This is a genomic window from Janthinobacterium sp. SUN206, from assembly GCF_030587305.1.
In the GTDB taxonomy this organism is placed as follows: domain Bacteria; phylum Pseudomonadota; class Gammaproteobacteria; order Burkholderiales; family Burkholderiaceae_D; genus Janthinobacterium; species Janthinobacterium kumbetense.
Genome location: NZ_JAPWIB010000005.1, coordinates 331,011 through 356,579, shown reverse-complemented (window position 1 = coordinate 356,579; position 25,569 = coordinate 331,011). Strand labels below are relative to the sequence as shown.

Below are 25,569 nucleotides of genomic sequence, written 5' to 3'. Positions count from 1 at the left end.
ATTTACCCTCCCAGCTTCTGGCGCGGATTGAAAGCCATCTCGCGCGCCATGGTTGCATACAGTTCGCGCGCCTTGTCATCGTTCGCCGGCGGCAGCACCACTTCCAGCAGCAGATACAGGTCGCCCGGCTGGGCGGCGGGGATGCCGCGCCCCTTCAGGCGCAGCTTGCGCCCCGTCTGCGAATTGGGCGGCACGCTGACGGACACCGTGCCCGATGGCGTGGGCACGTCGATCTCGCCGCCCAGCGCCGCTTCCCACGGCGTGACGGGCACCGTCTCGAAGACGTCGCGCCCTTCCACCTTGTAGCGCGCATCGGGCCGGAAGCGGATTTCCAGGTACAAGTCGCCGGCCGGCGCGCCGCCGCTGCCCGGATTGCCCTGCCCCTTCATGCGCAGCTGCTGGCCTTCCGTGACGCCTTTCGGTATCGTCACTTCCAGCGTGCGTTCGCGCGTCACCACGTGGCCTTGCGCATCCGCCTCGGGCACGCGCATGACAATATGGCGCTTGGCGCCCTGGTAGCTGTCCTGCAAATCGATGGTGATGGCGGCGTGGCTGTCTTCGCCCTGCATCTGGAACGTGCTGTTGGCGCGGCGCCGCCCGCCCACGTGGGCGAACAGGTCGGCAAAGAAGTCGCTGTCGTCGGCGCCCGACGATTCGTAGCCCGAACCCCAGTCCGGCGGCGGGCGGAAGGGCTCTCCCTTGGGATGGCCCTGCGCGCTGCGGCCCAGCTCATCGTAGGCGGCGCGCTTTTCCGCATCGCCCAGCACGCCGTAGGCTTCGTTGAGGGCCTTGGTGCGCTTGTCGGCGTCCGGCTCCTTGCTCACGTCGGGATGGTATTTGCGTACCAGCTTGCGGTACGCCTTCTTGATCTCGGCCTCGGTCGCCGTCTTTTCGACGCCAAGTTCCTTGTAATAATCCTTGTATTCCACCGTGCCTGCTCCCCATAGTTGAAGTGCCTGTAGGAAGAGTACACGAATTGGCCGAAGGACAGCGGACGCACAAACCAAACCGCCCGCGGGACACGGGTCGCGCGGGCGGTGCAAGGGCAGCGGAAAAGGTCTAGCGCACGCGGCGCAGCGAGGAAATGCGGCGATCCAGGCCATGGTGCAGGCGCCCGTAGCTGCCAGGCCCCATCACCACGCAGCGGCCGCGGAAGTTGGCGTCGACGCAGAATTCCCAGCGGCCGTAATTGACGACGATCGATTCGGCGCGGTCGTTGAAGCCATAGCGGCTCAAGTCATGCACTTCGCGGTCCAGGCGCACGGGCCGGCCGCGCATGCCCGCATCGGGGAACATCAGCACGGCGCCGTTCATGTCGGGACGGTGGCCGCCGCCATGGCCGTGGCCAGGGTATGGGCGTTCCGGCTCCGGATACGGACGGTTCGGGCGCGGCGGGTAGGGACGGTGATCGCCGCCGCCGTGACCCGGCCGGCCCACTTCGCGCACCGAGGAAACGGCGTCGTTCATGCCCGGCATGGTGTCGTAGCGGCCCGGTCCCAGGGTGCGGCAGTTGCCACGGTAATTGGCGTCCTTGCACACTTCCCAGGTGCCCGAGCGCACGATGATGCTGGAGGTCTTGTCGTTAAAGCCCATGCGCGACAGGTCGCCCGCATCGGAACGCAGGGTGACCGGACGGCCGCGGAAACCGGCATCCTCGAACAGGGTGATTTCGCCCGCCGATGCGGCAAGGGGGGCGAGGAAGGTGGCGGCGCACAGCAGCGCGGGCCGGAAAGATCGAACCATGACAACTCCAATACTGAGACATTTTCGCCAGTGTAGTCCAGGCGGCAGGCGGCGAGTGTAACAAAGGGCAAGCAAATGTCAGCACACGGCACGGAATGTAAAAACCGCCTGGCGGGATCAACCCGGCAGGCGGCCTGTCAGTACCGCGTCAAGACGCGATCAGCGCACGCGGCGCAGCGAGGAAATCTGGTTTTCCATGCTGTTCAGGCGGCCGTATTCTCCCGGCCCGATCACTTCGCAGCGGCCGCGGAAGTTCGAATCGCTGCACACTTCCCACTGCCCCTCGTTGACGACGATGGACGAGGCGCGGTCGTTGAAGTTGTAGCGCACCAGGTCTTCCGCATTGCGGTCCAGCGCCAGCGGTTCGCCGCGCATGCCCGCTTCGGGGAACAGCAGGACGGCACCGCGCTGCTGGTACTGCTGTTGCGGATATTGCTGTTGCGGATACTGCTGCTCGTATTGCGGCCGCTGGTACTGCTGCTCATACTGCTGCTGGCGGCGCGCTTCGCGCTCGTCGACCATGCGCGCCGACGACACGCGCCCATCGAGGCCGCGCCCCAGGTCGTCGTGGCGGCCGGGGCCGAAGATGCGGCACACGCCGTTGTAGTTCGAATCGCTGCACAGCTGCCAGTAGCCGTTGTAGATGACGATGCTCGTGGTGCGGTCGTTGAAGCCGATACTGACGAAATCGTCCGTATCGCGGTTCAGGCGCGCCGAGCCGCCATTCTGCCCCGCGCCCGAATACACTTCCAGGGTGCCGCCACGGCCATAGCCGCCATGGCCGCGGTCCGGATCGCGCCCGGGGCGTCCCGGATTGTAGCCGTCGCCGCGCCCCGATTCGCGCACCGAACTGATGGCGTCGTTCATGCCCGGCATCGAGCGGTACTCGCCCGGCCCCAGGGTCTTGCAATTGCCGCGGAAGCCGGCATCGGTACACACATCCCAGGTTCCTGAACGCACCAGGATGCTCGACGTCTTGTCGTTGAAGCCAAAGCGCGACAAATCGTCCGTCGTCTCGCGCAGGTTCACGGCGCGGCCCCGGAAATTATCATCCTCGAACAAGGTGATATCGCCCGCATGGGCGGTTGCATGCGCCCCCAGCGAGAGCAGCAAGGTCGCCGCGCATGCCAGCGCGTGTTTGAAAGGGCCCGTCATGATTAACTCCATTCTTCATTCTTTGGTGATGATTCGCCTGGCCAAAACGCCAGGGTGTTAGTGTAACAAATACAAGGCCTCGGCGAAGGCCCGGTCGCGCATTCAATACAGGCGACGCAGCGAGGAAATGCGCTTTTCCAGCGTCGCGCCCAGGGTTTCATACTTGCCCGGCCCCATGCGCTCGCAGGTGCCGCTGAACTGCGAGTCCGTGCACACTTCCCAGGTGCCTTCGTGGATGTTCATGGAGGCCGCCTGGTCGTTGAAGTTCAGGCGCACCAGGTCGCTGACGTCGCGGTTCACCTGCAGCCCGGGGCCATTCAGGAACGCGCGGCCGTACAGCACCACCAGTCCCTCGTTATTCTGCGGACGGTTCTCTTCGCGCGGATCGACGAGGCGCGCCGACGACACGCGCCCGCTCAGGCTGCCCAGGTCGTCGTGGGTGCCAGGCCCGAACACGCGGCAGCTGCCGCGGTAGTTGGAATCGCTGCACAGCTGCCAGTAGCCATACTCGATGCGCGCGCTGCTGGCGCGGTCGTTGAAGCGGATGTCGACCAGGTCGTCGCGGTCCGCGTTGATGCCGGCAGACGCGCCGCGCTGGCCGCCGTCCGCATACAGTTCCAGCGCCGCGCGGCGCCCGCTGCTGCTGCCGCTGCCGCCGACTTCGCGCACGGATGAAATCTTGTCGTTCATGCCCGGCATCGAACGGTAGTCGCCGCGCTCCAGCGTCTTGCAATCGCCCTTGAAATCGGAATTCGTGCACACTTCCCAGCTGCCCGACTCGACCTGGATGCTCGACGCGGTGTCATTGAAATTGACGCGCGACAGGTCATCGGTCGTATCGCGCAAGACCACCACCCTGCCCTTGAAATTATCGTCGGTGTACAGGCGGATCTCGCCGGCCTGCGCCGCGAGGTGGACAAACAGCGAACTGGCGCACAGCAGGGCAAAAGCGAACGGGCGATTCATGGGGCGGTCTCCGGTGGCGGCAAAGGCAAGTGATCGACATGACAACTGATGTCAGTGTAGCCATCCGTAGAAAAAACGGTGTAACAAAGTATGAGAAAAGGACAACAAATTGTTACCAAAAGCAATAACCGGCCCTGCGGGAGCCGGTTATTGCCATTTCGCTGACGCGCAGCCCCGCGTCAGCGCACTTCGCGCACCGACGAGATGCGGTTGCTCAGGCGCTCCAGGCTCGCGTATTCACCGGGTTCCAGGGTGCGGCAGCGGCCGCGGAAATCCACGTCCTCGCACACTTCCCAATAGCCGGAGCGCACGCGCACGCTTTGCACCGTGTCGTTGAAATCGCGTTCGCGCAAATCGGCCGAGGCGTTGCGCACGGTCAAGCTGCGGCCGGCGAAATCGTCGCGCGTATAGAAGGTCAGTTCGCCGCCCAGCGAGCGCCCCGGCAAATGGCCGCGCTCGCGGTCGCGGTCACGGCGGCCGTCCCAGTCGCGCCCCCGGTCGCGGTCGCGGCCCGGATAACCATCCCAGCCGCCGCGCACTTCGCGCAGCGAGGTGATCTTGTTGGCATGGCCGTCCAGCGATGGATACTCGCCCGCCTCGAGCAGGAAGCAGGCGCCGCGGAAATCGGCTTCCTCGCACGCTTCCCAGCGGCCCGAGCGCACGCGGATGCTTTGCGTCGTGTCGTTGAAACGGACCTCTTCCAGGTCGGCGACGGCGTCGCGCACGGTGTGCGAGCGGCCGTGATAATCGTCGCGCGAATACAGGGTCAGTTCGCCGGCGCCGGCCAGTTCGGCCGTCATGGCGGCGCCCAGCAGCAGGGCGCAGTTCAAAGCTTTCTTCAACATGGTCTTACTCCATAGTCAGGGTACTGCGGTTGACTATTTGGTCATTTTGCCAAATAGAGCGCGCAGTCTATCCGCGACTGGCCCACTTAGCTGTAACAAATGATTACCGCGCGCCGCCCCCGGGGGCGGCACGGCGGACAAGCACGGCGAATGCCGGTAGAATCTTGTGTTTAGTCAAGCTTGCCGACCATGCCACACACTACCTCGTTCACCCTGCCCGCCGTCCGTACTGAAATTTCTTCGCTGTGGAAGCTGGCGTGGCCCATCCTGATCGGCCAGCTGGCCACCGTCGGCATGGGCGCGGCCGACGTGGCGATGACGGGCCATACGAATCCCGAGGAACTGGCCGCCGTCTCGCTGGGCGCGGCCATCTGGTCCATCGTACTCGTCACCGTGAGCGGCATCATGATGGCGATCAATACGCTGGTGGCGCATGAAATCGGCGCCGCGCGCCACGACCGGGTGCCGCACATCGTGCGCCAGTCGCTGTGGAAGGCGCTGCTCGTGGGCCTCGTGGCTTGCCTGCTGACGAACATGGCGGCGCTGGTGTTCGACCACCTGATGCTGGAGCCAAACGTGGCGGCCAAGGCCAAGCTGTTCGTGCACATCATCAGCTGCGCGCTGCCGCCGTTCGCCGCCTACCGCGCGCTGTACGGCTACAGCACCAGCATCAACCAGACCAAGCCCGTGATGGTCATCGCGCTGGCCGCGCTGGGCCTCAATATCCTCGTCAACTACCTGCTGATCTACGGCCACTGGGGCATGCCGAAGATGGGCGGCGTGGGCTGCGCCGTGGCCACCACCTGCTGCGTGTGGATGATGTTGCTGGCCATGCTGGCCTGGATCAAGATCGCGCCCGCCTACCGCGCCACGTACCCGTTCACGCACTGGGAAGGGCCGCAGCTGTCGTCCATCGGCCCCATGCTGCGCCTGGGCCTGCCCATCGGCGTGACCTACTTTGCCGAAGTGAGCGCGTTTGGCGTCATCAGCCTGCTGGTGGCGCGCTTCGGCGTGATCCAGGTGTCCGCGCACCAGATCGCCCTGAATTTCTCGTCCGTCGTCTTCATGGTGCCGCTCACGTTCGGCATCGCGCTGGTCACGCGCGTGGGCCATGCCGTGGGCGAAGCCAACCTGCGCCGCGCGCGCTTCATTTCGTGGGTGGGCGTGGCCATGTCGCTGACGGCGGCCATCGTCTCGGCCACCGTCATCACCGTGTTCCGCCACCAGATCGCGCAAGCCTACACGTCCGACCCGCAAGTGCAGGCCCTGTGCGCGCAACTGCTGCTGTTCGCCGCCCTGTTCCAGCTGTCCGACGCGACGCAGGTGGCCACGTCCTGCGCCATCCGCGGCTACAAGGTGACGCGCCAGCCGATGCTGATCCAGCTGCTGGCCTTCTGGGGCTTCTCGCTGCCGATCGGCTACGTGCTGGGCCTCGCGCCAGCCGGTTTCCCCTGGTCGCCGGCCGAGCCGATGGGCGCCGCCGGTTTCTGGATCGGCCTCGTCACGGGTTTGACGGTCGCCGCCGTGCTGCTGACCTGGTACTTGAACCGGCTGTCGCTGCAGCGCCTGCGCGCGGCGCATTGAAACAATGCATGGAACACAGGGCGGCGCGCAACTTATGCATGCCGCCCTCCCTGCTTCGCCATACAAAGCCCCAGCGCCGCACTCTTTCTACCAAAGTAAAGAAGGCAATTGCTGGATTATTCCGTGACTGGCCCTATCGCATTAAACGCCGTGCTCTGGTATCGTTTGCTGTCAAGCATCTTCTTGACATCCCTTTACAATCACCGAGACATCCATGCGTTTTATTCTTTGTTTTCTGGCCGCGATGGCCAGCGTTCCCGCATCGGCTGAAAAGCTGACCCTGGAACGCATCCACGCCGATCCGGCGCTGGCCGGCCCCGGCGTGCGCAACCTGAAGGTCTCGCCCGACGGCGAGCGCGTCACGTTCCTGCGCGGCCGCGCGGACAACCAGTTCCAGCTCGACCTGTGGGAATTCAAGCTGAAGGACAAGAGCACGCACCGCCTGGTCGACTCGAAGGCGCTGGTGCCGAATGAAACGATTTCGCCCGAAGAGCAGGCGCGCCGCGAACGCGAGCGCACGGCCAGCCTGAACGGCATTCTCAGCTACAGCTGGTCGCCGGACGGCAAGCAGCTGCTGGTGCCGCTGGCCGGCAATCTGTACCTGGTCGACGCGGCCCACCCGGACAAGGCGCGCCTGGTCGCCAAGGGCAATGTGCTCGACCCGAAAATCTCACCAAAAGGCCGCTACGTATCGTTTGTGCGCGATCAAAACATCTATGTGATCGACCTCAAGACGAACAAGGAACGCCAGCTGACGACCGATGGCAAGGGCACGATACGCAACGGCGAAGCCGAATTCGTGGCGCAGGAAGAAATGGGTCAGCGCACCGGCTACTACTGGGCTCCCGACGATTCCGCCATCGCCTATAAACGCTATGACGAAGCGCCCGTGCCCGTCGTGCGCCGCTTCGAAATCTTCGCCGACCGCACCGACGTCGTCGAGCAGCGCTACCCTGCCGCGGGTGACCCGAACGTGCTGGTGCAGCTGCTGATCGTCTCGCCGGAAACGGGCGTGCAGCGCCAGGTGGACCTGGGCACGAACCCGGACATCTACCTGGTGCGCGCCGACTGGAGCGCGGACGGCAAGTCGCTCGTGTACCAGCGCCAGTCGCGCGACCAGAAGACCCTCGACCTGGTCGCCGTCGATGCGGCCACCCTGGCGCAGCGCACCTTGCTGACGGAAACGTCAAAGACCTGGGTCAGCATCCATGACGACCTGCGCTTCCTGCCGAACGGCCAGTTCCTGTGGTCGTCCGAGCGCACGGGCCGCAACCACCTGTACCTGTACGACATGGGCGGCAAGCTGCTGCACCCGGTCACTTCCGGCGAGTGGGGCATCGACAGCGTGCTGGCCGTGAACCAGAAGACGGGCAAAGTCTACGTATCGTCGAACCGCGACGCCGTCATCGACAAGCAGACCTACGCCCTGGCCCTCGATGGCAGCACGGCCGACAAGCCGCAGCGCGTCACCAAGGCCGATGGCTGGCACGACACGACGTTCTCGCGCAATGGCGAAGTCTTCGTCGACACGTATTCCGACCCGGCCACGCCGCCGCAAGTGAGCATCCGCCGTCCGGACGGCGCCATGGTGGGCTGGCTGGAAGAAAACGCGCTGAACGCCAGCCACCCGTACTACAAGTACAAGGCGGACCACCTGCCGACCGAATACGGCACCCTGAAGGCCAACGATGGCCAGACCTTGCACTATTCGATCGTCAAGCCGTCGAACTTCGACGCCGGCAAGCGCTATCCCGTCTACCTGTCGACGTATGGCGGCCCGCACTCGCAGCACGTGGCTCGCCGCTGGGGCAACAACTTCGACCAGTACATGGCGCAGCAGGGCTTTGTCGTCTTCCGCCTCGATAACCGCGGCTCGTCGCGCCGCGAGCGCGCGTTCACGGACGCCATCTATCACAACCTGGGCGCGGCGGAAGTGGCGGACCAGCTGGTCGGCATCGACTGGCTGGGCAAGCAAAGCTTCGTCGATGCAAAACGCATCGGCGTGTTCGGCTGGAGCTACGGCGGCTTCATGACCCTGCGCTTGCTGTCGGCAGCGTCCGACAAGATCGCCATGGGCGTCTCGGTGGCGCCCGTGACCGACTGGTCGCTGTACGACACCCACTACACGGAGCAATTCCTCGGCATGCCGAAGGAAAACGTCGACGGCTACAAGGCCAGCACCGTGTTCGCCCACCTGGACGGCCTGAAGTCGCCGCTGCTGCTGGTGCACGGCATGGCCGACGATAACGTCTTGTTCAGCAACAGCACGCGCCTGATCGACGCGCTGGTGAACCGCGGCGTGCAGTTCGACCTGATGACGTATCCTGGCGCCAAGCACGGCATCTCGTCGCGCGCGGGCCAGCGCCACGTGTACAAGAAAATCGAGCTGTTCTTCAAACAGAACCTGGCCAATCCAGTGAAATAGGTTTGATCGGCATCAAATAAAAAACCGCCGCCTGTCTCGCGACAGGCGGCGGTTTTTTTATGCGTGCGCCAGATTACGGTTTGCGCGTGACGGTTTCCACCGCGTCCTTGACGTCGCCGACTTTCTTCTGCACTTTGCCTTCGACCTGGTTTGCCAGGCCCTTGGCTTGCTGTTCTTCGCTGCCGACGATCTTGCCAGCGGCTTCCTGGATTTTACCGCCGACTTCCTTCAGTTTACCTTCGACTTGATCTTTGTTCATGATGGATCCTCACTGTAGTTGGTACATCTGTTGTCCGGCCCCGAAGGGCCGGTACTGCGGCTCACACGCTGTTGCAAACTGCTGGCTGCGTGTCGATGTGTCCATACTACGGGGCGGGGGATCAATGCTCTGTACGGTTCCTAACACATGCTCAATTTGCGCCAATATCGGCGATCACGCGGGCTTGCGCCACACGGTGGCCAGCCACGGCTGCTGCTCGCGCGGCAAGCCCGGCGGGCGGTAGTACTGGTCGAGCAGGCTGAAACCGGCCGCCTGTACATACGCAGCCCACGTTTCCTCGTCGTGATAGCTGCCGTAGCGGGCACCATTCCAGCCTTCCTGGTTCTGCCCGCGCGGATTCGAGCTGAACAGCACGCCACCGGGCTTCAGGCAAGCGTGCAAGGCGCGCAGCACGCCGGGCAAGACGGCGCTGGGCACGTGGAACAGCACGGCATTGGCGAACACGCCGTCGAAGTGCGCTGCGGGCAAATCGAGGTCGACGAAATCCTGCTGCCACACGGTGCAGCCGCTGTAGGCGCGCGCCATCTCGACGAAGCGGGGGCAGCCATCGACGCCCGTGGCGTGATGCCCCATGGCCGTGAACGCCTTCAGGTCGCGGCCCGGGCCGCAACCGAGGTCGAGGATGGCCAGCGGCGCCGGCTTGCCGATGGCGTCCAGCAGCGCGGCGATGTTCTGGCTGACGTCGTGGTCGCGCGTGCCTTCGAAAAACTGCTCGGCGCTGGCGTCGTAATGGGCCAGGGTGCGGCCCGTGATGGCGTGGATGGGGTCTTGCGGTGGGCTTGGCTGCATGGCGGTCCTGTCGATATGTTCCGCCATTTTACGCTGCCGACCAGTTCCCCGGCCGGCAGCGTCAGCACTCTTACCAGACGCGCACGCGCTGCTCCGGCGCCAAGTACAGCTGCTGGCCCGGCTGGACGTCGAAGGCCGGGTACCAGGCGTCGAGATTGCGCACGGTGGCGGCACGGTATTGCGCCGGCGCATGGCCATCCGTGAGGATTTGCTGGCGCGCCGCCGCTTCGCGCGCCTTGCTGCGCCAGCTGACGCCATAGCCCGTGAAGAAATCGCGGTCCGCGCCCGCCTGCAGCGGCTTGCCCTGCTGCGACAGGGTGAACGCATCATGCGCTGCCGCCACGCCGGCCAGGTCGGCCAGGTTTTCGCTCAGGGTCAGCTGGCCATTCACGGCCAGGTCGGGGAACGGTTTATAGGCCGCGAACTGCGCTACCAATTGCTTGGATGCCGTCTGGAAATGCGCCAGGTCGGCCGGCGTCCACCAGTCGCGCAGCTTGCCCTGGGCGTCGAACTGCGCGCCCTGGTCATCGAAGCTGTGGCTGATCTCGTGGCCGATGGTGGCGCCGATGCCGCCATAATTGGCCGCATCGGATGCCTGCGGGTCGAAGAATGGCGGCTGCAGGATGGCGGCCGGGAAGTTCAGCGCGTTTTGCAGCGGCAGGTTGACGGCGTTGACCAGCTGCGCCGGCATGGCCCAGGCCTTGCGGTCGGGCGACTGGCCCAGCTTGGCCAGTTCCTGGCGATAGTGGAACTGTTCCGCCCGCTGCACATTGCCCAGCGCATCGCCGCGCACCACGCGCAAGCCAGCATAACTGTCCCAGCGTTCCGGATAGCCCACGCCCACGTACAGGGTTTGCAGTTTTTCCTGCGCCTGCGCCTTGGTGGCCGGCGCCATCCAGTCCAGCTTGTCGATGCGGCGCGAGAAGGCGGCGACGATATTCGTCACCATCTCCTGCACGCGGGCTTTCGATTCCGGCGGGAAATAGCGTTCCACGTACAGCTTGCCGACGGCGTCGCTGAGGGCCGCATTCGTCGCGGCCAGCGCGCGCTTGCTGCGCGGCGACTGCTGCGGCGTACCGCTCAGGGCGCTGCCATAGAAGGCGAAGCGCTGGTCGGCGGCCGCCTTCGGCAAGGTGGTGCTGAAATGGTTGATGGCGTGGAAGGCCAGGAAATCCTTCCACGTGGCCAGCGGCACGCTCGCCACCAGCGCGGCACTGCCCGTCATGGCCGACGGATGCCAGACGATGAAATCCATCTGCTTGCCCAGGCCGGCCGCCTGGAAGAAGGCTTGCCAGTCCAGGCCCGGCGCCTTGCTGGCGAAGTCGGCGGCGCGCCACGCGTTGTTGCCCTTGGCGACATCGGCCGAATCCTCGCGACTGGCGTGGCTGGCGGCAATTTGCTGTTCCAGCGCAAACACGCGCGCGGCGCGGGCCGGCGCATCGCGGTAGCCGGCCTGCTTGAGCATGGCGGCGATATGCGCCTGGTAGCCCGCGCGCAAGCCCTGCATGCGGGCGCTGTCGTCCTGGTAAAAGGCACGGTCGGGCAAGCCCAGTCCGCCCTGCAGCAGGTAGGCGACATTGCGCGTGGTGTCGTTCAAGTCTTGCGCCACCCACAGGCCGAACAGGTTTTCCGTATAAAAATTGGTGGAATTGAGCGGATCGACATCGGCGCGCAAGCTCTCGCCCAGCGCGCGGGCCAGCCCGGCCTGGTCGCGTATGCCATTGATCTTGCTCAACAAGGGCTTGATCGGGGCCCAGCCTTTCGCTTCGATAGCCGATTCATCCATCCAGGAACGGTAAAAATCGCTGACCTGGCGCGCGGAGGCATCGGCCTGCGGCGCCGCCGCCAGGCCCTCGACGAGGGCGATGATGCGCTCGTTGGTCGCATTGGCGAGGATGGCGAACGAACCCCAGCTGCTGCGGTCGGCGGGAATCTCCGTGCTGCGCAGCCAGTCGCCGTTCACGTAGTCATAGAAGTCGTCGCCGGGCAAGACTTTCACGGGGACGGCAGCCGTGTCGCCGGCGGCCTGACCGTGCGCCTGGGCCGGCAAACCAGCCAGCGAGACGCCGGCCAGGGCGAGGACGATGGCGGCCTGGACAGGCGTCCGGGACCAGGAAAAACGCAAACCGTGCATGGCGATCCTTTCGATGGAATAGTCAAAATCATAGCCTGTTTCCCATGCAAAAAGCATCCCGGAACTTTTTTGCATGCGGACAAAAAATCGGCCTATAGTTTCACGACCCCGTGCCGCGCGTACGCCAAGGAGATTGCCATGCAACTGGAAGCGCTGTTCCAGCAACCCCACGCCCTGCCTGCCGCCCCGAAGATCGTCGATGAACTGGTGCGCAGTTTCGACAACCCCGCCATCGCCACCGAAGACATCGCGCGCCAGCTGGGAGCGGACCCGGCCTTGAGCGCCAAACTGCTGCGGCTGGCCAATTCAGCCTATTACCACGTCTCGCGCAGCATCGGCACGGTGGAAGACGCCGTGCTCATGCTCGGCTTTGTTACCGTGCGCACCCTCGTCATCAGCTCGGGCCTGGTCAGCGGCTTCAAGGCCGTGCCCGGCCTGAACCTGCCGCAATTCTGGCGCTACAGCCTGCACAGCGCCGTGTCGGCCCGCTGGATCGCCAGGCAGACGGGCGACAACCAGGACCTGGCGTTCACCATCGGCATGATGCATGCGATCGGCCAACTGGTGATCCATGCCGCCATGCCCGAGCAAGCCATGCAGCTCGACAAGATCGCCCCGCCCCTCGATGCGCGCCGGCTCGACGCGGAGCGGGTCTCGCTGGGCTATGACTATGCACAGGTGGGCGCCGAACTGGCGCGCCGCTGGAAGTTCCCCGGCGCCTTTGCCGACGCCATCGCCGCCTTTCCCGACCCGCTGGCCAAGGCGCCGCTGAACCGCCTGGCCGCCATCATCCACCTGGCCGCCTGGCGCGCCCGCATCGATGAAAACGCCCTGAGCAATGAAGAAATCATCGCCTGCTACCCCGGCAACGTGGCCGAAGCGCTGGGTTTGCCGCCCTCGGTACTGGTCGACAAGATGCCGCCGCCAGCCGAACTGAGCGCGGGATTGGAAGAACTCGTCAAATAAATCCCCCACCGCCGGCATCGCCGACCCTGCATCCATGCGGGTTTGCGGACGATTCCGGCGGATCGCCAAAATTATCCAAATTATTTTCACTTTTTTTTCAAAAACACCCTCAAGTTCCCGTTAAGCACGCCGTTAATCTAGACAAGCGGTAATCCATTCACTAGTTACGGGTGTGCTCATGACCTCCAACGACGTTCTCTCGATGTATGAAAATATTGCAGGAATGACCAATAAAATGGTCGTGGCCGCACGTTCGAGCGACTGGAATGACTTGGATGCCCTGGAAAACCAGTGCGCCAGCGCCGCCAGCACGGTCATGACGGGCAAGGTGCCCGCCCAGGCCGGCGCCTCGCGCCTGCGCAAGATCGACTTGCTCAAGCAAATCCTGGCCAACGACCGCGAAATCCGCACCATCACGGAACCGTGGATGACGCAGTTGCCGAACGCCATGCAAGGTTCGCGCGCCCGCATGTAAGTCATATGGCAGCGCCAGAAACGACAAAAGCACCCGCGGGTGCTTTTTTTACGTCTGCCGCCTTGCCGGGGAGCGCGCCATCTGCGGCGCTCGGGAAACAAGGAGGGGGAATTTGGAAGGCGAGCCCCAGGTATCTCCTGGCGTCGCCTCGCTGCCGGTTGCATCCGGCGTTCGCGAGCACATCGTCGGCATCGCGAACCGCTTCCAGACCCAGGCGTTTATGCAACGCTACACCTGTTTGCCGCGCCACACTATCGTTGGTGACTGCGCCAGGCTGGGGCTGTTTTGTCGTAGAGCAAGTCCACTGAATTAATCATATCACCATATTTAAGAAACAGGCAACACGCGATACAAGCATTTTTCTGTCTTTTTTCAATATCTTTTTTTATATCAAATTCCGGCGCCGCCTTGTCGCAGCCATTGCAACATCATCAACGCGAGAACGGCTCCGGTTCCGGCTCGTCCGCCGCCCCCTCCTCCACCGCCTCCGTCAGCACGGGCGCCTCCTTCTTCTTGCGGCCGAATGGCTTGCGCAGCAAGACCCAGTATTTCGACGGCGCGCCCGGCCCCGCCGCCTGCCTGCGCTTGCGCACGACGTACACGATGAGGGCCGTCAGCAACAGGAAGGCCAGGGTGCCGATACCCAGCCACAGCAAGCCGTTGCCGCCCGCCTTCTTCTCGGCTGCCGGTGCCGCGTGCAGGGGCTTGGGCTTGGGCTTGGCATGCGGCGCCTGCGCCTCAGCCGGCGCAGCGGCGGCAGCAGCGGCGGCAGGCTGAGCCAGCGCCTGTTGCAAGGCGCCGATCTTGCCTTCCAATTCGCCGAGCTTGTCATTCAAAGCCGCGTTTTTCTCGTCCAGCGCCACGCACGCTTGCGCCTGCTCCATATTGGTTTGCGGCGCGCAAGCGGCGACGGGCGCCGTGGCGCGGCGCAACGGCGCCGGACGCAGTGCGGCAGCGGGCGGCGCGGGCGCGGCGGGCGGCGGCACGAACACGCGCGCCGGGCGCACCAGGCCCTCGGCGCGCGCGCGGGCCGCCAGGGCGGCAGCATCGGGCGACGGCGCGGCGGAGACGGCGCGCGGCAATGGCAACGGTTGCGGCACGGGCACGGGCACAGGCGCGGGCGCGGGCGCCGGAACGGCGGACCTGGCTGGCGCGCTGACAGGGGCGACGGCGGCGGGCGGGGCCGGCGTCAGCCACAAGGTGCCCAGGCGCACGACGGCGCCATTGCCACTGCCCAGCAATAAATACAGGTGCACGTGGCCTGCCTGGATCGCTTGCCGCGTTGTCACACGCACATAGTGGCGCCCACCGCGCTCCAGCGGGCTGATGGTCAAGGTTTGCAGGGCCGGATCCATGCCGATGCCGCCGCCGCGGTACACATCGGGCGAGGCCAGGCGCACGGCCACGCCGCCGGCTTCCTCGGGCGCCAGGGCCGTCAGTTCTATCTCGGCCAGCAAGGGCTGGCCCACGTGCGACAGCACGGCCATGTCACCCAGCTCGGCCGCCATGACGGGCGGCAAGGCCAGGCTGGCGGCGGCGCACGCGATCAGGGACCAACGGGGAAAGATGCTGCTCTGCATGGACTGATCGCTTTGATAACAGGATAGGAAGGGGAACTCGCCTGTCTTTAACGGCAGGAAATCGCAAAAATATAGATGGGTCAGGGTAAAAATGATGCAATACAGCATCATCCTGTGCTTTTTTGACGCCTGGAGTACACTCGATCCACCTCTATCGATGAAAGGGATGCCATGAGTAGCAGAATCGAACGCGACAGTTTCGGCCCGATCGACGTACCCGCCGACCGGCTGTGGGGAGCGCAAACGCAGCGCTCGCTCGAGCACTTCCATATCTCCACGGAAAAGATGCCGCCCGAACTGATCGCCGCCCTGGCCACCGTCAAGCGCGCGGCCGCCCACGTCAACCTGGACCTGGGTCTATTGGATGGCAAGAAAGCCATCGCCATCACGCAGGCGGCCGACGAAGTACTGGCCGGCAAGCACGAAGCAGAATTCCCGCTGGCCGTCTGGCAGACGGGTTCTGGCACGCAAAGCAATATGAACATGAATGAAGTGCTGGCCAACCGCGGCTCCGAGCTGATCGGCGGCTTGCGGGGCGAGGGGCGCCTGCTGCACCCGAACGACGACGTCAACCTGGGCCAGTCCTCGAACGACATCTTTCCCACCGCCATCCACGTAGCGGCCGCCCTGGCCGTCGCCAACACCGTCTTGCCGCCGCTGCGCCAGCTGCGCGCCACCCTGGACGCCAAGGCCACGGAATTTGCCGACATCGTCAAGATCGGCCGTACCCACTTGCAGGATGCGACGCCGCTGACCCTGGGCCAGGAATTTTCCGGCTACGTGGCGCAGCTGGACTTTGCCGAGCACATCATCACGGCATCGTTGCCGCCGCTGCTGCAGCTGGCCGCCGGCGGCACGGCCGTCGGCACGGGATTGAACGCCCACGTGGAATTTGCCGGCCGCATCGCCACGGAACTGGCGCGCCTGACGGGCCAGCCGTTCGAGACGGCCAGCAACAAGTTTGCCGCGCTGGCGGCCCACGACGCCTTGGTGGCCGCCCATGGCGCGCTGAAAACCCTGGCCACGGCCCTGATGAAGATCGCCAACGACGTGCGCTGGATGGCGTCCGGCCCCCGTTCCGGCCTCGGTGAAATCACCATCCCAGAAAACGAGCCGGGCAGCTCCATCATGCCGGGCAAGGTCAACCCCACGCAGTGCGAAGCGCTGACCATGCTGTGCTGCCAGGTGTTCGGCAACGATGTCGCCATCACCGTGGGCGGCGCCTCGGGCAATTTCGAGCTGAACGTCTTCAAGCCCTTGATTGCGCACAACTTCCTGCAAAGCGCGCGCCTGCTGGGCGACGGCATGCGCAGCTTCGACGAGCATTGCGCGCACGGCATCGCGCCGAACCGTGAGCGCATCGCCGAACTGATGGAACGCTCCCTGATGCTGGTCACGGCGCTGGCGCCGCACATCGGCTACGACAAGGCGGCGCAAATCGCCAAGCAGGCCCAGCATGAAGGCACGACCCTGAAGGAAGCGGCGCTGGCCCTGGGCTTTGTGACGGAAGAGCAATTCGGTGCGTGGATCGTGCCCCTGGACATGACGCGGCCCAACAAAAGTTAAGGCTCAGCCTGCATTCCTCCTGGCTTCATGTAAACTATGACCTTAGTTGACACCGTCATTAAGTGTTTAAAACACATCGTTGCAATAAGGGATACAATGCAAAAAGTAAGCTTTGATTTAACATCCGAGTTCGTCGAGCTGAACCAGCTGCTGAAGCTGGTCGGCCTGTGCGACAGCGGTGGCGCAGGCAAGGTCATGGTCGATAGCGGCGTGGTGAAGGTCGATGGCAAGAAGGAATTGCGCAAGACCGCCAAGATCCGCGCCGGCCAGGTCGTCAGCGTGGGCGATATCCGTATCACGGTCGTCGCTCCCGCTTGATGCCGGCATGGGGTGCGAAAGCAGCCCCATGCGTCCAGCCGGCGCCCTGCCAGCCGGCTGCCTGGATCAAGCTGCAAACACGTCGTTATTGTCAGATAAATATCGATTGCAGAAGGGAAGCGCCATGGACCATCCCGAACAAGGTACGCGCAGCCAGGAACGCCTGATCGGCGACTTGCGCCAGGTAATAGAAAACGCGGAAGAATTGCTGCGTAACACAGACAAATACACCAGCAGCCTGTACCAGAGCGCGCGCGCCAGACTGGAACTGGCCCTCGTCGCGGCCACGGCCGAGCTCGCCCGCTTTGAAGAAGAACAAGTCACGCGCATGATGGACGCCACCCTGGCCGCGAATGCCCTGTACCGCGATCAGACGGGCGAAGCGCGTCTGCTGCGGGCCTTCGAATAAACAGTCAGGTCGTCAACACCGCATGCGCCAGCCACTGGCGCAAGTGCGCTGCCAGGTCGAATGCCGGGTCCAGCTCGAACGCCGCATCGAGCGCCGCGCCAAACGTCTGCCCCTGCCTTAACGACAGCAAGGCGGCATGCGCAGCCGCATCCAGTAGCAGCACCTGCGCCTTCCAGCCCGGCCGGCATACGAGCGCGCAGCTCGCCACCTGCATATCCTGCGGAAACATCCCCTGCCCTTCTCCCTCCTGATGCGCCTGCCACAGGGCCGCCACTTGCCAATCCGATGCCAGCAAGGCGCAGGCGGGATGCAAGCTGAAGCGCCGCGCTTCCAGCTGATCGGGATGCAAGGCGGCCAGCGACTCGGGCGCCAGACCCTGCGCATCAGCCGCGTAATGGGCCAGGTGCACGGCCCATTCCAGACGCGCCATGTCCGGCAGATAGGGCAAGTCGGAGATATGCGGGAAAGTGGCCAGAAAATCGGCGAAACGGGCGCCAAACTGGTTCAAATCGGCGCTATCGGATGGCATCTGCCGCCCATACGCGCGCGCCAGGCCGCCCAGGAATTCCTCGCCCACCAGCGCCAGCACGACGGGATAGGCGTGCGCCAGGGTGCGGCGCCAGGTGGCGCTCATATTGCCGCGGTACAGTGCGAAACGCTGCGGCACCGCCTCTCCCGCGAACGGTGGCAATGTTGCCTCGGCATTTAGCAAGGCCGTGGCAAACGCTTGCTGGCCGGCCGCCAGCGCATCAAGTGACGCGGGCGGCGGCGCCGGCAGCGCTGCTCCCTGCCGTGACGTATGCGGCGCATGCCACGCCAGCATGGCTTGCGCCTTGTCCGCCTCGCCCAGCAAGACATCGAGGGCGGGCAAGTCCGTATCCCATTCGACCAGCGTGGGCACGGCGCCAAAGCGCTGCAAGGCGGCCGCATACAAGTCCCAGACGGGATCGGCCACGGCGGCGCCGTGATGGTCGATCACGGCATGCGGCGTTACCAGATGGCCGCCCAGGTGCAGCTCGCCCACGCTGCCCGGCGCGATGGACAGCATGGCCGTCAAGGCGTCTTCGCCGTGATTGCACTGGTTCACATACAGGTTATTGATATCGAGCAGCAGCCCGCAGCCGCTGCGCCGCGCCAGCTCCGCCAGGAATTGCGCCTCGCTCATGGCATCGTCGGCAAAACGCAGGTAAGTGGAGACATTCTCCAGCAAGATCGGCCTTTTCAGCACATCCTGCACCCTCCCCACCCTGGCGCACAGCAAATCGAGGGCGGCGCCATTCAAGGCCAGCGGCAACAGATCATTGAGTTGCTGCTGCGCCACGGCGCCCCAGCTCAGGTGTTCCGACACGAGGACCGGCTCGATGCGCTCGACCACGGCGCGCACGCGCTGCAGGTGCGCGTCGGAAAAACCGCGCGCGGATCCCAGCCCCAGGCCCACGCCATGCAGGCTGATGGGGTAATCCTGGCGCAGGGTGTCTAATACATGGTTATCCCAGCCCGACGGCTGCAGATAATTTTCGGTGTGTACTTCCAGCCAGCCCACCCGGGGGCGGCGCGCCAGGAAGTCGCGGTAGTGCGCGGCGCGCAAGCCGACGCCGGCAAGCGCTTGAACTGGCGGCGGCATGGGCAGGCGGCGGATGCTTACGGCTGCGTGGCCGGTTTTGCCGCCTTGCCGGCCTTGATGGGCTTGACGGAGCCGCCCGCCTGTTCGCACGTGCCCTTGGCAACATACGTCCATTCCGTCGGCAAGTTGTCCGCCTCCGCCTGGCCCGCGCAGGAGTGCGCGCCGTCGGATGAGGCGCAATCGTTCTGCCCTGCCTTGGCCACGCCATAACACTTTTCCTTGTCGCCAGGGGCGGGACCATCGTGCGCGGCCGCGTTGAGGGTGGTGCCGGCACAGATGCCCGCGAGGGCGGCGGCGATGAGAGCTTGACGTTTGTTCATGGGGAATCCTCTTGCATGGGTCAAAGTAATGGCACGCCCCGGGCTGCGCTGATGGGCAACGCGAGGTGATGGACGCCATTCTACTGAATCGGCCGTGCCATGGCGAACCATGGTCAATTAATCAACTTGACAGGGGCGGGGAGAAAAATGGAAGGAAAGCAGGAAGACAGACAAAAACGCCCACGCGCCACCGTCGATGACGGTGGTGTGGGCGTAAGCAATGCGAGCGCCAGACGGGCGCCGCGGGACTGCGCTCAGGCGGTCGTGTTGATGCGGTTGCCGAGGTGGGCCGGCAGACTTGGCGCCGACTGTACCGGCGGCAACGCTGCCAGCAAGGCAGTGGCGGTCGAGCTTTGGATATCCTGGGCTTTTTTCAGGACAGTCAAGCCGACGGCTTGCCGCGTGCCTGTCTCCGCCATCGTGGTTGACAGTTGAGCAATGCTTCCGACGTCCATACGTTTCTCCAATGAGGTTCTACCCTTGTTAACGGATGCCGCCGGCAAACCTTTAGCTTATTTTTCCAGCTTATTTTCCAACTGCAGCAGCAGCCAGGCCAGCACGTGTTCGCGCGCATTCAAGTCCAGCCATTGCACGCCCTTGCGCAAGTCGGCCGGCGCAGGACTGTCCGACGCGACGGCGATCACATGCGGGTCATGCGGATACAGGGGCGCCTGCCCCACTGCCGGACGGAATACTTCCAGCTTCGGAATGGGGTCCGTCTTGAAGCCTTCGACCAGGGTCAGGTCTGCCGGCCCCATGCGGGCCAGTTGCTGCGCCAGGCTGGGTTCCGGCGCGCCGCGCAGTTCATGCACGATGGCAAAACGGTACGGTGACGCCACCAGCACTTCCGCCGCGCCGGCCAGGCGCAGGCGGGCGCTGTCCTTCTGTGGCGGTTCCAGCGCCAGGTCATGGTGGCTGTGCTTGACCAGGTTGACGCGCAAGCCGCGCGCCGCCATTTCCTTCACCACAAATTCCAGCAGGGTCGTCTTGCCACTACCGGAACGGCCGATCACACCGAGTACCGGGTGTGCGGGCATCGCATCGTGCATGGTCACTCCTTGATTGAGAAGGAATGATTATACGCAGCCCACCGGCGCTGCCGCCTGGCGCAGGCGCCGCGCATCGCCCGACTCATCGCGCAACTCATCGCGCAACTCAAGCGCCGCCGGATTTCCCGCCATTCCTGGCATTGGCGGGCCCCGGCTTGCCGCCCTGCCGCCGGCGCCTGCCCACCGGCTTCGGCGCTGCCGCTCCCGCCGCTTGACTTGCCGTTTTACTCGCCGTTCTACCATCCACCGCCTGCGCATTCCTCGCCCTGCGCGCCAATTGCCGGTGGGCGGCGATCGCGCCCGCCTCCGCATCGGACTGGAAGGGAACGGCGGCAGCGGCGGCCAGCGCGCCATCCGGCGGGGAGGCAGGCGCCGGCGGGGCGAAATCCTGCGCCCGCACATCCGCTTCCCAGGCGGCGCGCTGCGCCTGCACGGCTGCGGGCACGGCAGGCGCCGCGCGCGGCTGCGCCAGGGTCAGCATGGCGCCCAGGCCGCTGGCGGCCGCCACGCGCGCGCCCATCTGGGGCAAGGCGCCATCGGCGGCGCGGCAAAAGCGCTGCAGGATGGTTTTGATGATCGACGCGTGATCGTAAACCTCGTGGCTGACGCTGCCTGGCGCGATCAGCGGCGACACGAGCAGCATGGGCACGCGCACGCCGTAGCGGCGAAACGCGGGGTCGTCGTCCACGGCGACGGGTGGCGGCACATGGTCGAAAAAGCCGCCGTGCTCGTCATAACTGAGGATGAGCAAGGTGCGCGCCCAGGCGGGACCGCGCGACAGGGCCTGGTAGACCTGCGCCACCAGCGCCTGGCCGGCGCGGATATCGGCCGGCGGGTGGTCGTCATTGTCGAAGAAATGGGGATCGATCCAGCTGACCGAGGGCAAGGCGCCCGCCAGCGCATCGCCGATGAAGCCATAGCGGCGGGCGCTGGAGCCGAACGGTTCGTACATGTCGGACGAGCGGTAATGGTCGTCCGTCAGCGCCAGGCTCCAGGGCTTCCAGGCGGAATAGAACTTCCAGCTGACCTGGGCCCGCTCTAGGTGGCGCACGAAGGATTTGTTCGCATACAGGGGCACGCGCTTGCTGTCCTTGCTGCCGGCCGCCTTGCCGCTGACCGCATACAGGCGGTTGGGCCAGGTGGCGCCCGGCACGGAACTGTAGCAGCGGTCGCAGACGCAGAATTGCTGCGCCAGGAAATCGTACATGGGCAAGTCGACCCCATTGTAGTAGCCCATGACCAGGTCGATGTCGGGGTCGCCCGGATGCGTTTGCGCATAATCGTCGACAAAGCCACCGTTATTGTTTTGCAATTGCTGCGCCACCGACATACCCGTATGCGACGGGTCTTGCTGCGGGCCAAAGGCCGTGCGCAGCAAATGGTGCACGGGGTAGCGCACGCCCGCATGCACGTTGGCATGGCTTGCCTGCAAGCCATCGATATCGGTGCGCCCGCCTTCCAGGCTCAAGTAGCCAAGCATGTGGTCGAACGAGCGGTTTTCCATCATCAGCACGACGATATGGTCGATGCGCGCCAGGTTTCCCAGGCCCTGCGCATCAAGCACACCCTCGCCAGCAGTTGCGGCAGCAATCATCGGACCTCCCCGGCCGCGCACACGGTCGCAGCGACCCTGGTTCGACCAGGCCCCGCCAGTATGGTTCAGCTATGGCGGCCCGGCCTTGATGCACAACAACTCAATATGGCACGCGGTAGCGGTAGCCCTTGAAACTGAAGATGGCCGCCTTCGGCTGCAACTTTTCCAGCACCAGGCCGGGCGCCAGTTCCTCGCCCTCGTGGCGCAAGACCTTGTCGATCAGCAACAGGCGGTCGGCCGGATTCTTCGAATAGATATAGCCGCCAATGGCGATGGCGGGGATTTGCCGCTGTATCGGCTCGGGCAAGTCGCGCATACCGGGCACGCTCTCTTCGGCCGCCGGCGCGGGCGCTGGCGCGGGCATGGCCGGCGCCGGCGCCGGAGCGGGAGCGGGAGCCGGAGCGGGAGCCGGAGCGGGGACAGGCGGAGCGGCCTGGCCTGGCGTCTCCTGCTTCGGTTCCGGCACGGCCCTCGCATGGTGCACGGGCGCGGCGGTGGCCGCTGGCGGCACGGGTACGGGTACGGGTACGGGTACGGGTACGGGTACGGGTACGGGCGCAGCCGCGGGCGCGGGCGCGGGCGCGGGGACAGCAGGCGGCGGCGCTGCCGGCAGCGGTGCGGGCACGGCCTGGGCCAGCAAGGCAGGGGCGACGGCCGCAGGTGCTGCCGCGCCCGCCTGCCACGGCTGCCACAGCAGCAGCGCGGCAGCCACTGCCACCGTCACGCCGCCCAGCGCCAGCCACACGGGCGCGCGCCGCGCAGCGCCGGATGCGGCGGCATCGTGCAGCTGCACTTGCGGTGCGTGGATCGACGGCAACTCGCCCAGTTGGCGCTCGGCCTGCGATTTTTTCAGTGCTTCAAGTATGTAGGACATCTTATTTCCCCGCCACCATCGCCGTCGCAGCGGGCGCTGCCACGGCAGGAGCAGCGCTGCTCAGGCGCGGCTCCGAATTGTCACCCAGCTGCATCAGGCGTATGAATGTTTTCGGGCCCGCCAGGCCATCGGCCCGCAAGTTCTGGCGCTGCTGGAAAGCACGCAGCAGACCTTGCATCTCGGCATCGAGCGGCAGATTGGCGGCCGGCGCAGGCAAACCCTGCTGTTGCGCCAGGCGCTGTGCCAGCCAGTCCACGTCGGCACCGCGGGCGCCCAGCGGCACTTCGTCGCGCCAGCTGCGCGGGGCGCGCCAGAAGGTGGTGAAACTGCCATCGCTGCGCTGCGCCAGCTGGGCCAGCGGCACGCTTTGTGGCTTGCCATCGAGCAGCACGGTGGCGTTCTCGTCCTGCACGCGCGTCAGCAGCGCCAGCTGCTCCGCCCCCTCCCCGTCGCGCAAGGCCAGCAGGGCGGGACGGTCCAGCACGCGCAGCTCGGCGATGCCGCCCCGGCTGTGCAGGCAGCGCAAGCCGGCGCGGGCGCCCGCCTGGCAGGCGTCACCGGCCGGCAACTGCTCGCCCCACAGGCTGGCCAGCTGGCGCAGCACGGCGTTGCGGTCCGGCACGCTGGCCGGTGCGGGCGTGGATGCGGCGGCAACCGCCACGGCGGAGGCGGCCGGCACAGAGGCAGCCACGGCAGGTGCAGGGGGCACGGCGGACGGGCGCGGCATGAAATGCCAGGCCAGCGCGGCCGTGACCACGGCGCCGGCCAGCACGCCACCGGCCACGTGCGGCCAGCGCAGACCCCGTCCGGCAGCCGACTTCCCCTCTTCCGCAAACACTTCCTCGGCGGCGCGGCGCAATATCTGGCGCGTCACCTGCGGCTGGTTTTCCACGTAGGCGCCCAGCAGCGCGCGGTCGCACAGCAGGTTGATGCGGCGCGGCACTCCCTTGCTCAAGGCATGGATCTGCGCCATCAAACGCGGCGCGAACGGCGTCTGCGCCGTGCTGCCCGCCACGGCCAGGCGGTGGCGGATATAGCTGGCCGTCTCGTCCGCCGTCAGCGAACCAAGGTGATAGCGGGCGATCACGCGCTGCGCCAGCTGTTCGAGTTCGGGACGGGCCAGCATGGCGCGCAATTCCGGCTGACCGATCAGTATGATCTGCAGCAACTTGCGCTCGCTCGTCTCCAGGTTGGTCAGCAAGCGCAGCTGCTCCAGCACGGCGGCGGACAGGTTTTGCGCTTCGTCAATGATCAGCACATTATTCTTGCCCTGCGCATGGCTGGCCAGCAAGTGCGCATTGATGGCGTCGACATAGCCTTTCACGCTGGCCACGCCGGGCGCCAGGGCGATGCGGAATTCCTCGCAGATCGACAGCAGCAATTCCTCGACGGACAATTTCGGATTGAAGATGTAAGCGAGCTGGCAATTTTCCGGAATCTGTTCCATGAAGCAGCGGCACACGGTGGTCTTGCCGGCGCCGATTTCTCCCGTCAGCAGCACGAAGCCGCCGCCGCTGCCCACGCCATACAGCAGGTGCGCCAGCGCTTCGCGGTGGCGTTCGCTCATGAACAGGTAGCGCGGATCGGGGGCGATCGAAAACGGCGATTGCTTGAGCTGGAAATAATGCGTGTACATGGAGACCCTGCGGATGAAACGATCAAAATGCGCGGCGGCAAGCCGAACCCCTCATCGGGTGCGGGCGGGCGGCAACGGCTTGTATTTGGCGCAATACACTTTCGCCTTGCTGCGGAAGTAGACGATTTTACTGCCAGGCACGGAACCACGGACAGGAAAGGCGGAATTGTCGAGCTTATTGAAGCGCAGGCCCGAGACGCCGCGAATGGCCGGTTCCAGCTTTTCCGGCGTCGCGTCCGCCACCACGCCCATGAAGACGAGGGGACTGGTGTCGTCGCTGACGATCACGTCGGTAATCGGCGCGCCCCACAAGGTGGCGTCCGTGCGGAACCAGTAAGCGCCCCCTTCATGCTTGTAGGCGGGGCCGAAGGCCGTCAGCAGATACGCATAGAAGGCCTTGTTGTCGATCTGGTCGATGCACAGCACGGCATTGCCCACCACTTGCCCGAACGTGGATGGCGGCGGCTTTTGCTGTGCCAGCACGCCGGACACGGGCGTGCCCACGGCCAGCAGGGCGAACGCCGCCAGCAGGGCCGGCGCACGCCACGGGCGCGACAGTAAGCGACGCAGGCGCATGATCAGCGCTTGCGCTCTTCTTTCTTGACCTTCTTGGCTTCCTTCTTTTCCTTCATGGTCTTGGCCGGTTCCTTCTTGGCTTCCTTCTTGCTGTCCTGTGCCTTGCTCATTATCTACTCCATACCTGGGCGGAAATGCCTGGGCCATTATGACACTCCCCCATGAAAATGCCACCCGAAAAGCAAAACGGCCGCACAAGGCGGCCGTTCCAGTCGCGCGTCAGCGCACTCTCAGTGCAGGCACAGGCGGCGGCGCGTCTTTTCGATCAGCGCCGCATCGTAGGGATACAGGTTCTCGATGAAGAACAATTCCGTTTCCGCTTCGTCTTCTAGGCACATTTCGATCATGACCGGGCCATCGCTTTCGCGGCCCAGGAAATCCTTCGGCCAGCGGTTCTTGCGGTGCGTGCGCATCATTTCCATGCCCAGCGCAGCCAGCGGCGCCGACACGCCAGCGGCCAGCGCCTCTTGCTGCCAGTCGTCCCAGTAATCGCTCTTTGCTGCCTTGTCGTTCATCATGCTCTTCCAACTCAGGTGTAAAAGGCGGACTTTACTCTTCATGGCGTCCCTTGCCAAGCATGCGCGGAAGCAACACTACCGCGCGCGGCGCAGACCAGTCTGGAAAAATTGGCATTAAACAAGGCCAATTTCAATACCATTCG

At 65.1% G+C, this 25,569-nt stretch carries 25 protein-coding genes; 7 read left to right on the top strand and 18 right to left on the bottom strand.

Annotated elements, in window-relative coordinates; translation table 11 throughout:
- Positions 1 to 2 precede the first annotated feature (2 nt).
- From O3300_RS24890 to O3300_RS24870, 5 genes are all read right to left on the bottom strand, one after another.
- Positions 3 to 929 (bottom strand): DnaJ C-terminal domain-containing protein, encoded by a 927-nt coding sequence (locus O3300_RS24890; RefSeq protein ID WP_176374871.1) that lies wholly within the window; start codon positions 927 to 929, stop codon positions 3 to 5.
- Between the two features lie 130 nt (positions 930 to 1,059).
- Complete coding sequence (locus tag O3300_RS24885) at positions 1,060 to 1,743, bottom strand: beta/gamma crystallin-related protein (protein ID WP_099665184.1); 684 nt, start codon at positions 1,741 to 1,743, stop codon at positions 1,060 to 1,062.
- Between the two features lie 159 nt (positions 1,744 to 1,902).
- Positions 1,903 to 2,898, bottom strand: coding sequence for a beta/gamma crystallin-related protein (locus O3300_RS24880; RefSeq protein ID WP_180278612.1), 996 nt, complete (start codon positions 2,896 to 2,898; stop codon positions 1,903 to 1,905).
- A gap of 102 nt (positions 2,899 to 3,000) precedes the next feature.
- Positions 3,001 to 3,864, bottom strand: a complete 864-nt coding sequence (locus O3300_RS24875; protein ID WP_305054406.1) for a beta/gamma crystallin-related protein — start codon at positions 3,862 to 3,864, stop codon at positions 3,001 to 3,003.
- 179 nt (positions 3,865 to 4,043) lie between these two features.
- A complete protein-coding gene (locus O3300_RS24870; RefSeq protein ID WP_099665187.1) occupies positions 4,044 to 4,709 on the bottom strand; it encodes a beta/gamma crystallin family protein in 666 nt (221 codons plus the stop codon).
- A gap of 189 nt (positions 4,710 to 4,898) precedes the next feature.
- Between O3300_RS24870 and O3300_RS24865 the strand changes: the two genes are divergently transcribed.
- A complete protein-coding gene (locus O3300_RS24865) occupies positions 4,899 to 6,293 on the top strand; it encodes an MATE family efflux transporter (RefSeq protein ID WP_289899957.1) in 1,395 nt (464 codons plus the stop codon).
- A 214-nt stretch (positions 6,294 to 6,507) separates the two neighbouring features.
- Positions 6,508 to 8,718, top strand: coding sequence for a S9 family peptidase (locus O3300_RS24860; RefSeq protein WP_305054405.1), 2,211 nt, complete (start codon positions 6,508 to 6,510; stop codon positions 8,716 to 8,718).
- Between the two features lie 73 nt (positions 8,719 to 8,791).
- Here O3300_RS24860 and O3300_RS24855 read toward each other — a convergent pair whose 3' ends face one another.
- The 3 genes from O3300_RS24855 to O3300_RS24845 all read right to left on the bottom strand — a co-directional run bounded on the left by O3300_RS24855 (position 8,792) and on the right by O3300_RS24845 (position 11,921).
- Positions 8,792 to 8,977 (bottom strand): CsbD family protein, encoded by a 186-nt coding sequence (locus O3300_RS24855; protein ID WP_077400637.1) that lies wholly within the window; start codon positions 8,975 to 8,977, stop codon positions 8,792 to 8,794.
- A gap of 174 nt (positions 8,978 to 9,151) precedes the next feature.
- Complete coding sequence (locus O3300_RS24850; RefSeq protein WP_305054404.1) at positions 9,152 to 9,787, bottom strand: bifunctional 2-polyprenyl-6-hydroxyphenol methylase/3-demethylubiquinol 3-O-methyltransferase UbiG; 636 nt, start codon at positions 9,785 to 9,787, stop codon at positions 9,152 to 9,154.
- A 70-nt stretch (positions 9,788 to 9,857) separates the two neighbouring features.
- A complete protein-coding gene (locus O3300_RS24845; RefSeq protein WP_305054403.1) occupies positions 9,858 to 11,921 on the bottom strand; it encodes a M13 family metallopeptidase in 2,064 nt (687 codons plus the stop codon).
- A 138-nt stretch (positions 11,922 to 12,059) separates the two neighbouring features.
- Here O3300_RS24845 and O3300_RS24840 point away from each other — a divergent pair, with 138 nt between their 5' ends.
- Together O3300_RS24840 and O3300_RS24835 are read left to right on the top strand one after the other, a co-directional pair.
- Positions 12,060 to 12,887, top strand: a complete 828-nt coding sequence (locus tag O3300_RS24840; RefSeq protein ID WP_099668200.1) for an HDOD domain-containing protein — start codon at positions 12,060 to 12,062, stop codon at positions 12,885 to 12,887.
- Positions 12,888 to 13,110: 223 nt separating this feature from the next.
- Positions 13,111 to 13,362 (top strand): flagellar protein FliT, encoded by a 252-nt coding sequence (locus O3300_RS24835; RefSeq protein WP_257218715.1) that lies wholly within the window; start codon positions 13,111 to 13,113, stop codon positions 13,360 to 13,362.
- 431 nt (positions 13,363 to 13,793) lie between these two features.
- Here O3300_RS24835 and O3300_RS24830 read toward each other — a convergent pair whose 3' ends face one another.
- Positions 13,794 to 14,942 carry a FimV family protein gene (locus O3300_RS24830; protein ID WP_305054402.1) on the bottom strand — a complete coding sequence of 383 codons (1,149 nt, stop codon included), beginning with the start codon at positions 14,940 to 14,942 and terminating at the stop codon, positions 13,794 to 13,796.
- A 171-nt stretch (positions 14,943 to 15,113) separates the two neighbouring features.
- On the opposite strand from O3300_RS24830, the gene fumC reads away from it, so the two are divergent.
- The 3 genes from fumC (at position 15,114) to O3300_RS24815 (ending at position 17,235) form a co-directional block, all read left to right on the top strand.
- Positions 15,114 to 16,508 carry a class II fumarate hydratase gene (gene fumC / locus O3300_RS24825; protein ID WP_305054401.1) on the top strand — a complete coding sequence of 465 codons (1,395 nt, stop codon included), beginning with the start codon at positions 15,114 to 15,116 and terminating at the stop codon, positions 16,506 to 16,508.
- Positions 16,509 to 16,604: 96 nt separating this feature from the next.
- Positions 16,605 to 16,826, top strand: a complete 222-nt coding sequence (locus O3300_RS24820; protein WP_071079051.1) for an RNA-binding S4 domain-containing protein — start codon at positions 16,605 to 16,607, stop codon at positions 16,824 to 16,826.
- 124 nt (positions 16,827 to 16,950) lie between these two features.
- On the top strand, positions 16,951 to 17,235 hold the full coding sequence (locus tag O3300_RS24815) for a hypothetical protein (RefSeq protein WP_034759786.1): 285 nt from the start codon (positions 16,951 to 16,953) through the stop codon (positions 17,233 to 17,235).
- 4 nt (positions 17,236 to 17,239) lie between these two features.
- Here O3300_RS24815 and O3300_RS24810 read toward each other — a convergent pair whose 3' ends face one another.
- The 9 genes from O3300_RS24810 to O3300_RS24770 all read right to left on the bottom strand — a co-directional run bounded on the left by O3300_RS24810 (position 17,240) and on the right by O3300_RS24770 (position 25,426).
- Complete coding sequence (locus O3300_RS24810) at positions 17,240 to 18,859, bottom strand: DUF692 family multinuclear iron-containing protein (RefSeq protein ID WP_305054400.1); 1,620 nt, start codon at positions 18,857 to 18,859, stop codon at positions 17,240 to 17,242.
- A 17-nt stretch (positions 18,860 to 18,876) separates the two neighbouring features.
- Positions 18,877 to 19,179, bottom strand: coding sequence for a DUF2282 domain-containing protein (locus O3300_RS24805; RefSeq protein WP_077400619.1), 303 nt, complete (start codon positions 19,177 to 19,179; stop codon positions 18,877 to 18,879).
- Between the two features lie 254 nt (positions 19,180 to 19,433).
- On the bottom strand, positions 19,434 to 19,634 hold the full coding sequence (locus O3300_RS24800) for a YjfB family protein (RefSeq protein ID WP_034781856.1): 201 nt from the start codon (positions 19,632 to 19,634) through the stop codon (positions 19,434 to 19,436).
- Positions 19,635 to 19,691: 57 nt separating this feature from the next.
- Positions 19,692 to 20,228 carry a molybdopterin-guanine dinucleotide biosynthesis protein B gene (mobB, locus tag O3300_RS24795; RefSeq protein WP_305054399.1) on the bottom strand — a complete coding sequence of 179 codons (537 nt, stop codon included), beginning with the start codon at positions 20,226 to 20,228 and terminating at the stop codon, positions 19,692 to 19,694.
- 106 nt (positions 20,229 to 20,334) lie between these two features.
- Positions 20,335 to 21,822 carry an alkaline phosphatase family protein gene (locus O3300_RS24790; RefSeq protein ID WP_305054398.1) on the bottom strand — a complete coding sequence of 496 codons (1,488 nt, stop codon included), beginning with the start codon at positions 21,820 to 21,822 and terminating at the stop codon, positions 20,335 to 20,337.
- A 100-nt stretch (positions 21,823 to 21,922) separates the two neighbouring features.
- Positions 21,923 to 22,696, bottom strand: coding sequence for a general secretion pathway protein GspB (locus tag O3300_RS24785; RefSeq protein WP_305054397.1), 774 nt, complete (start codon positions 22,694 to 22,696; stop codon positions 21,923 to 21,925).
- 1 nt (position 22,697) lies between these two features.
- Complete coding sequence (locus O3300_RS24780; protein WP_305054396.1) at positions 22,698 to 24,332, bottom strand: AAA family ATPase; 1,635 nt, start codon at positions 24,330 to 24,332, stop codon at positions 22,698 to 22,700.
- Between the two features lie 51 nt (positions 24,333 to 24,383).
- The gene (locus tag O3300_RS24775; protein ID WP_099665198.1) at positions 24,384 to 24,908 is read right to left on the bottom strand and encodes a hypothetical protein; all 525 of its coding nucleotides are present in this window, start codon (positions 24,906 to 24,908) and stop codon (positions 24,384 to 24,386) included.
- A 230-nt stretch (positions 24,909 to 25,138) separates the two neighbouring features.
- Positions 25,139 to 25,426, bottom strand: coding sequence for a hypothetical protein (locus O3300_RS24770; RefSeq protein ID WP_029496217.1), 288 nt, complete (start codon positions 25,424 to 25,426; stop codon positions 25,139 to 25,141).
- Positions 25,427 to 25,569 lie beyond the last annotated feature (143 nt).

Coding starts and splice junctions, on each gene's coding strand:
- O3300_RS24850 (WP_305054404.1), bottom strand. CDS start 9,787: ATGCAGCCAAGCCCACCGCAAGACCCCATCCACGCCATCACGGGCCGC.
- O3300_RS24865 (WP_289899957.1), top strand. CDS start 4,899: ATGCCACACACTACCTCGTTCACCCTGCCCGCCGTCCGTACTGAAATT.
- O3300_RS24860 (WP_305054405.1), top strand. CDS start 6,508: ATGCGTTTTATTCTTTGTTTTCTGGCCGCGATGGCCAGCGTTCCCGCA.
- O3300_RS24785 (WP_305054397.1), bottom strand. CDS start 22,696: ATGTCCTACATACTTGAAGCACTGAAAAAATCGCAGGCCGAGCGCCAA.
- O3300_RS24870 (WP_099665187.1), bottom strand. CDS start 4,709: ATGTTGAAGAAAGCTTTGAACTGCGCCCTGCTGCTGGGCGCCGCCATG.
- O3300_RS24780 (WP_305054396.1), bottom strand. CDS start 24,332: ATGTACACGCATTATTTCCAGCTCAAGCAATCGCCGTTTTCGATCGCC.
- O3300_RS24810 (WP_305054400.1), bottom strand. CDS start 18,859: ATGCCGCCGCCAGTTCAAGCGCTTGCCGGCGTCGGCTTGCGCGCCGCG.
- O3300_RS24830 (WP_305054402.1), bottom strand. CDS start 14,942: ATGCAGAGCAGCATCTTTCCCCGTTGGTCCCTGATCGCGTGCGCCGCC.
- O3300_RS24855 (WP_077400637.1), bottom strand. CDS start 8,977: ATGAACAAAGATCAAGTCGAAGGTAAACTGAAGGAAGTCGGCGGTAAA.
- O3300_RS24815 (WP_034759786.1), top strand. CDS start 16,951: ATGGACCATCCCGAACAAGGTACGCGCAGCCAGGAACGCCTGATCGGC.
- O3300_RS24835 (WP_257218715.1), top strand. CDS start 13,111: ATGACCAATAAAATGGTCGTGGCCGCACGTTCGAGCGACTGGAATGAC.
- O3300_RS24885 (WP_099665184.1), bottom strand. CDS start 1,743: ATGGTTCGATCTTTCCGGCCCGCGCTGCTGTGCGCCGCCACCTTCCTC.
- O3300_RS24800 (WP_034781856.1), bottom strand. CDS start 19,634: ATGGACGTCGGAAGCATTGCTCAACTGTCAACCACGATGGCGGAGACA.
- O3300_RS24805 (WP_077400619.1), bottom strand. CDS start 19,179: ATGAACAAACGTCAAGCTCTCATCGCCGCCGCCCTCGCGGGCATCTGT.
- mobB (WP_305054399.1), bottom strand. CDS start 20,228: ATGCACGATGCGATGCCCGCACACCCGGTACTCGGTGTGATCGGCCGT.
- fumC (WP_305054401.1), top strand. CDS start 15,114: ATGAGTAGCAGAATCGAACGCGACAGTTTCGGCCCGATCGACGTACCC.
- O3300_RS24840 (WP_099668200.1), top strand. CDS start 12,060: ATGCAACTGGAAGCGCTGTTCCAGCAACCCCACGCCCTGCCTGCCGCC.
- O3300_RS24775 (WP_099665198.1), bottom strand. CDS start 24,908: ATGCGCCTGCGTCGCTTACTGTCGCGCCCGTGGCGTGCGCCGGCCCTG.
- O3300_RS24875 (WP_305054406.1), bottom strand. CDS start 3,864: ATGAATCGCCCGTTCGCTTTTGCCCTGCTGTGCGCCAGTTCGCTGTTT.
- O3300_RS24790 (WP_305054398.1), bottom strand. CDS start 21,822: ATGATTGCTGCCGCAACTGCTGGCGAGGGTGTGCTTGATGCGCAGGGC.
- O3300_RS24820 (WP_071079051.1), top strand. CDS start 16,605: ATGCAAAAAGTAAGCTTTGATTTAACATCCGAGTTCGTCGAGCTGAAC.
- O3300_RS24880 (WP_180278612.1), bottom strand. CDS start 2,898: ATGACGGGCCCTTTCAAACACGCGCTGGCATGCGCGGCGACCTTGCTG.
- O3300_RS24770 (WP_029496217.1), bottom strand. CDS start 25,426: ATGATGAACGACAAGGCAGCAAAGAGCGATTACTGGGACGACTGGCAG.
- O3300_RS24845 (WP_305054403.1), bottom strand. CDS start 11,921: ATGCACGGTTTGCGTTTTTCCTGGTCCCGGACGCCTGTCCAGGCCGCC.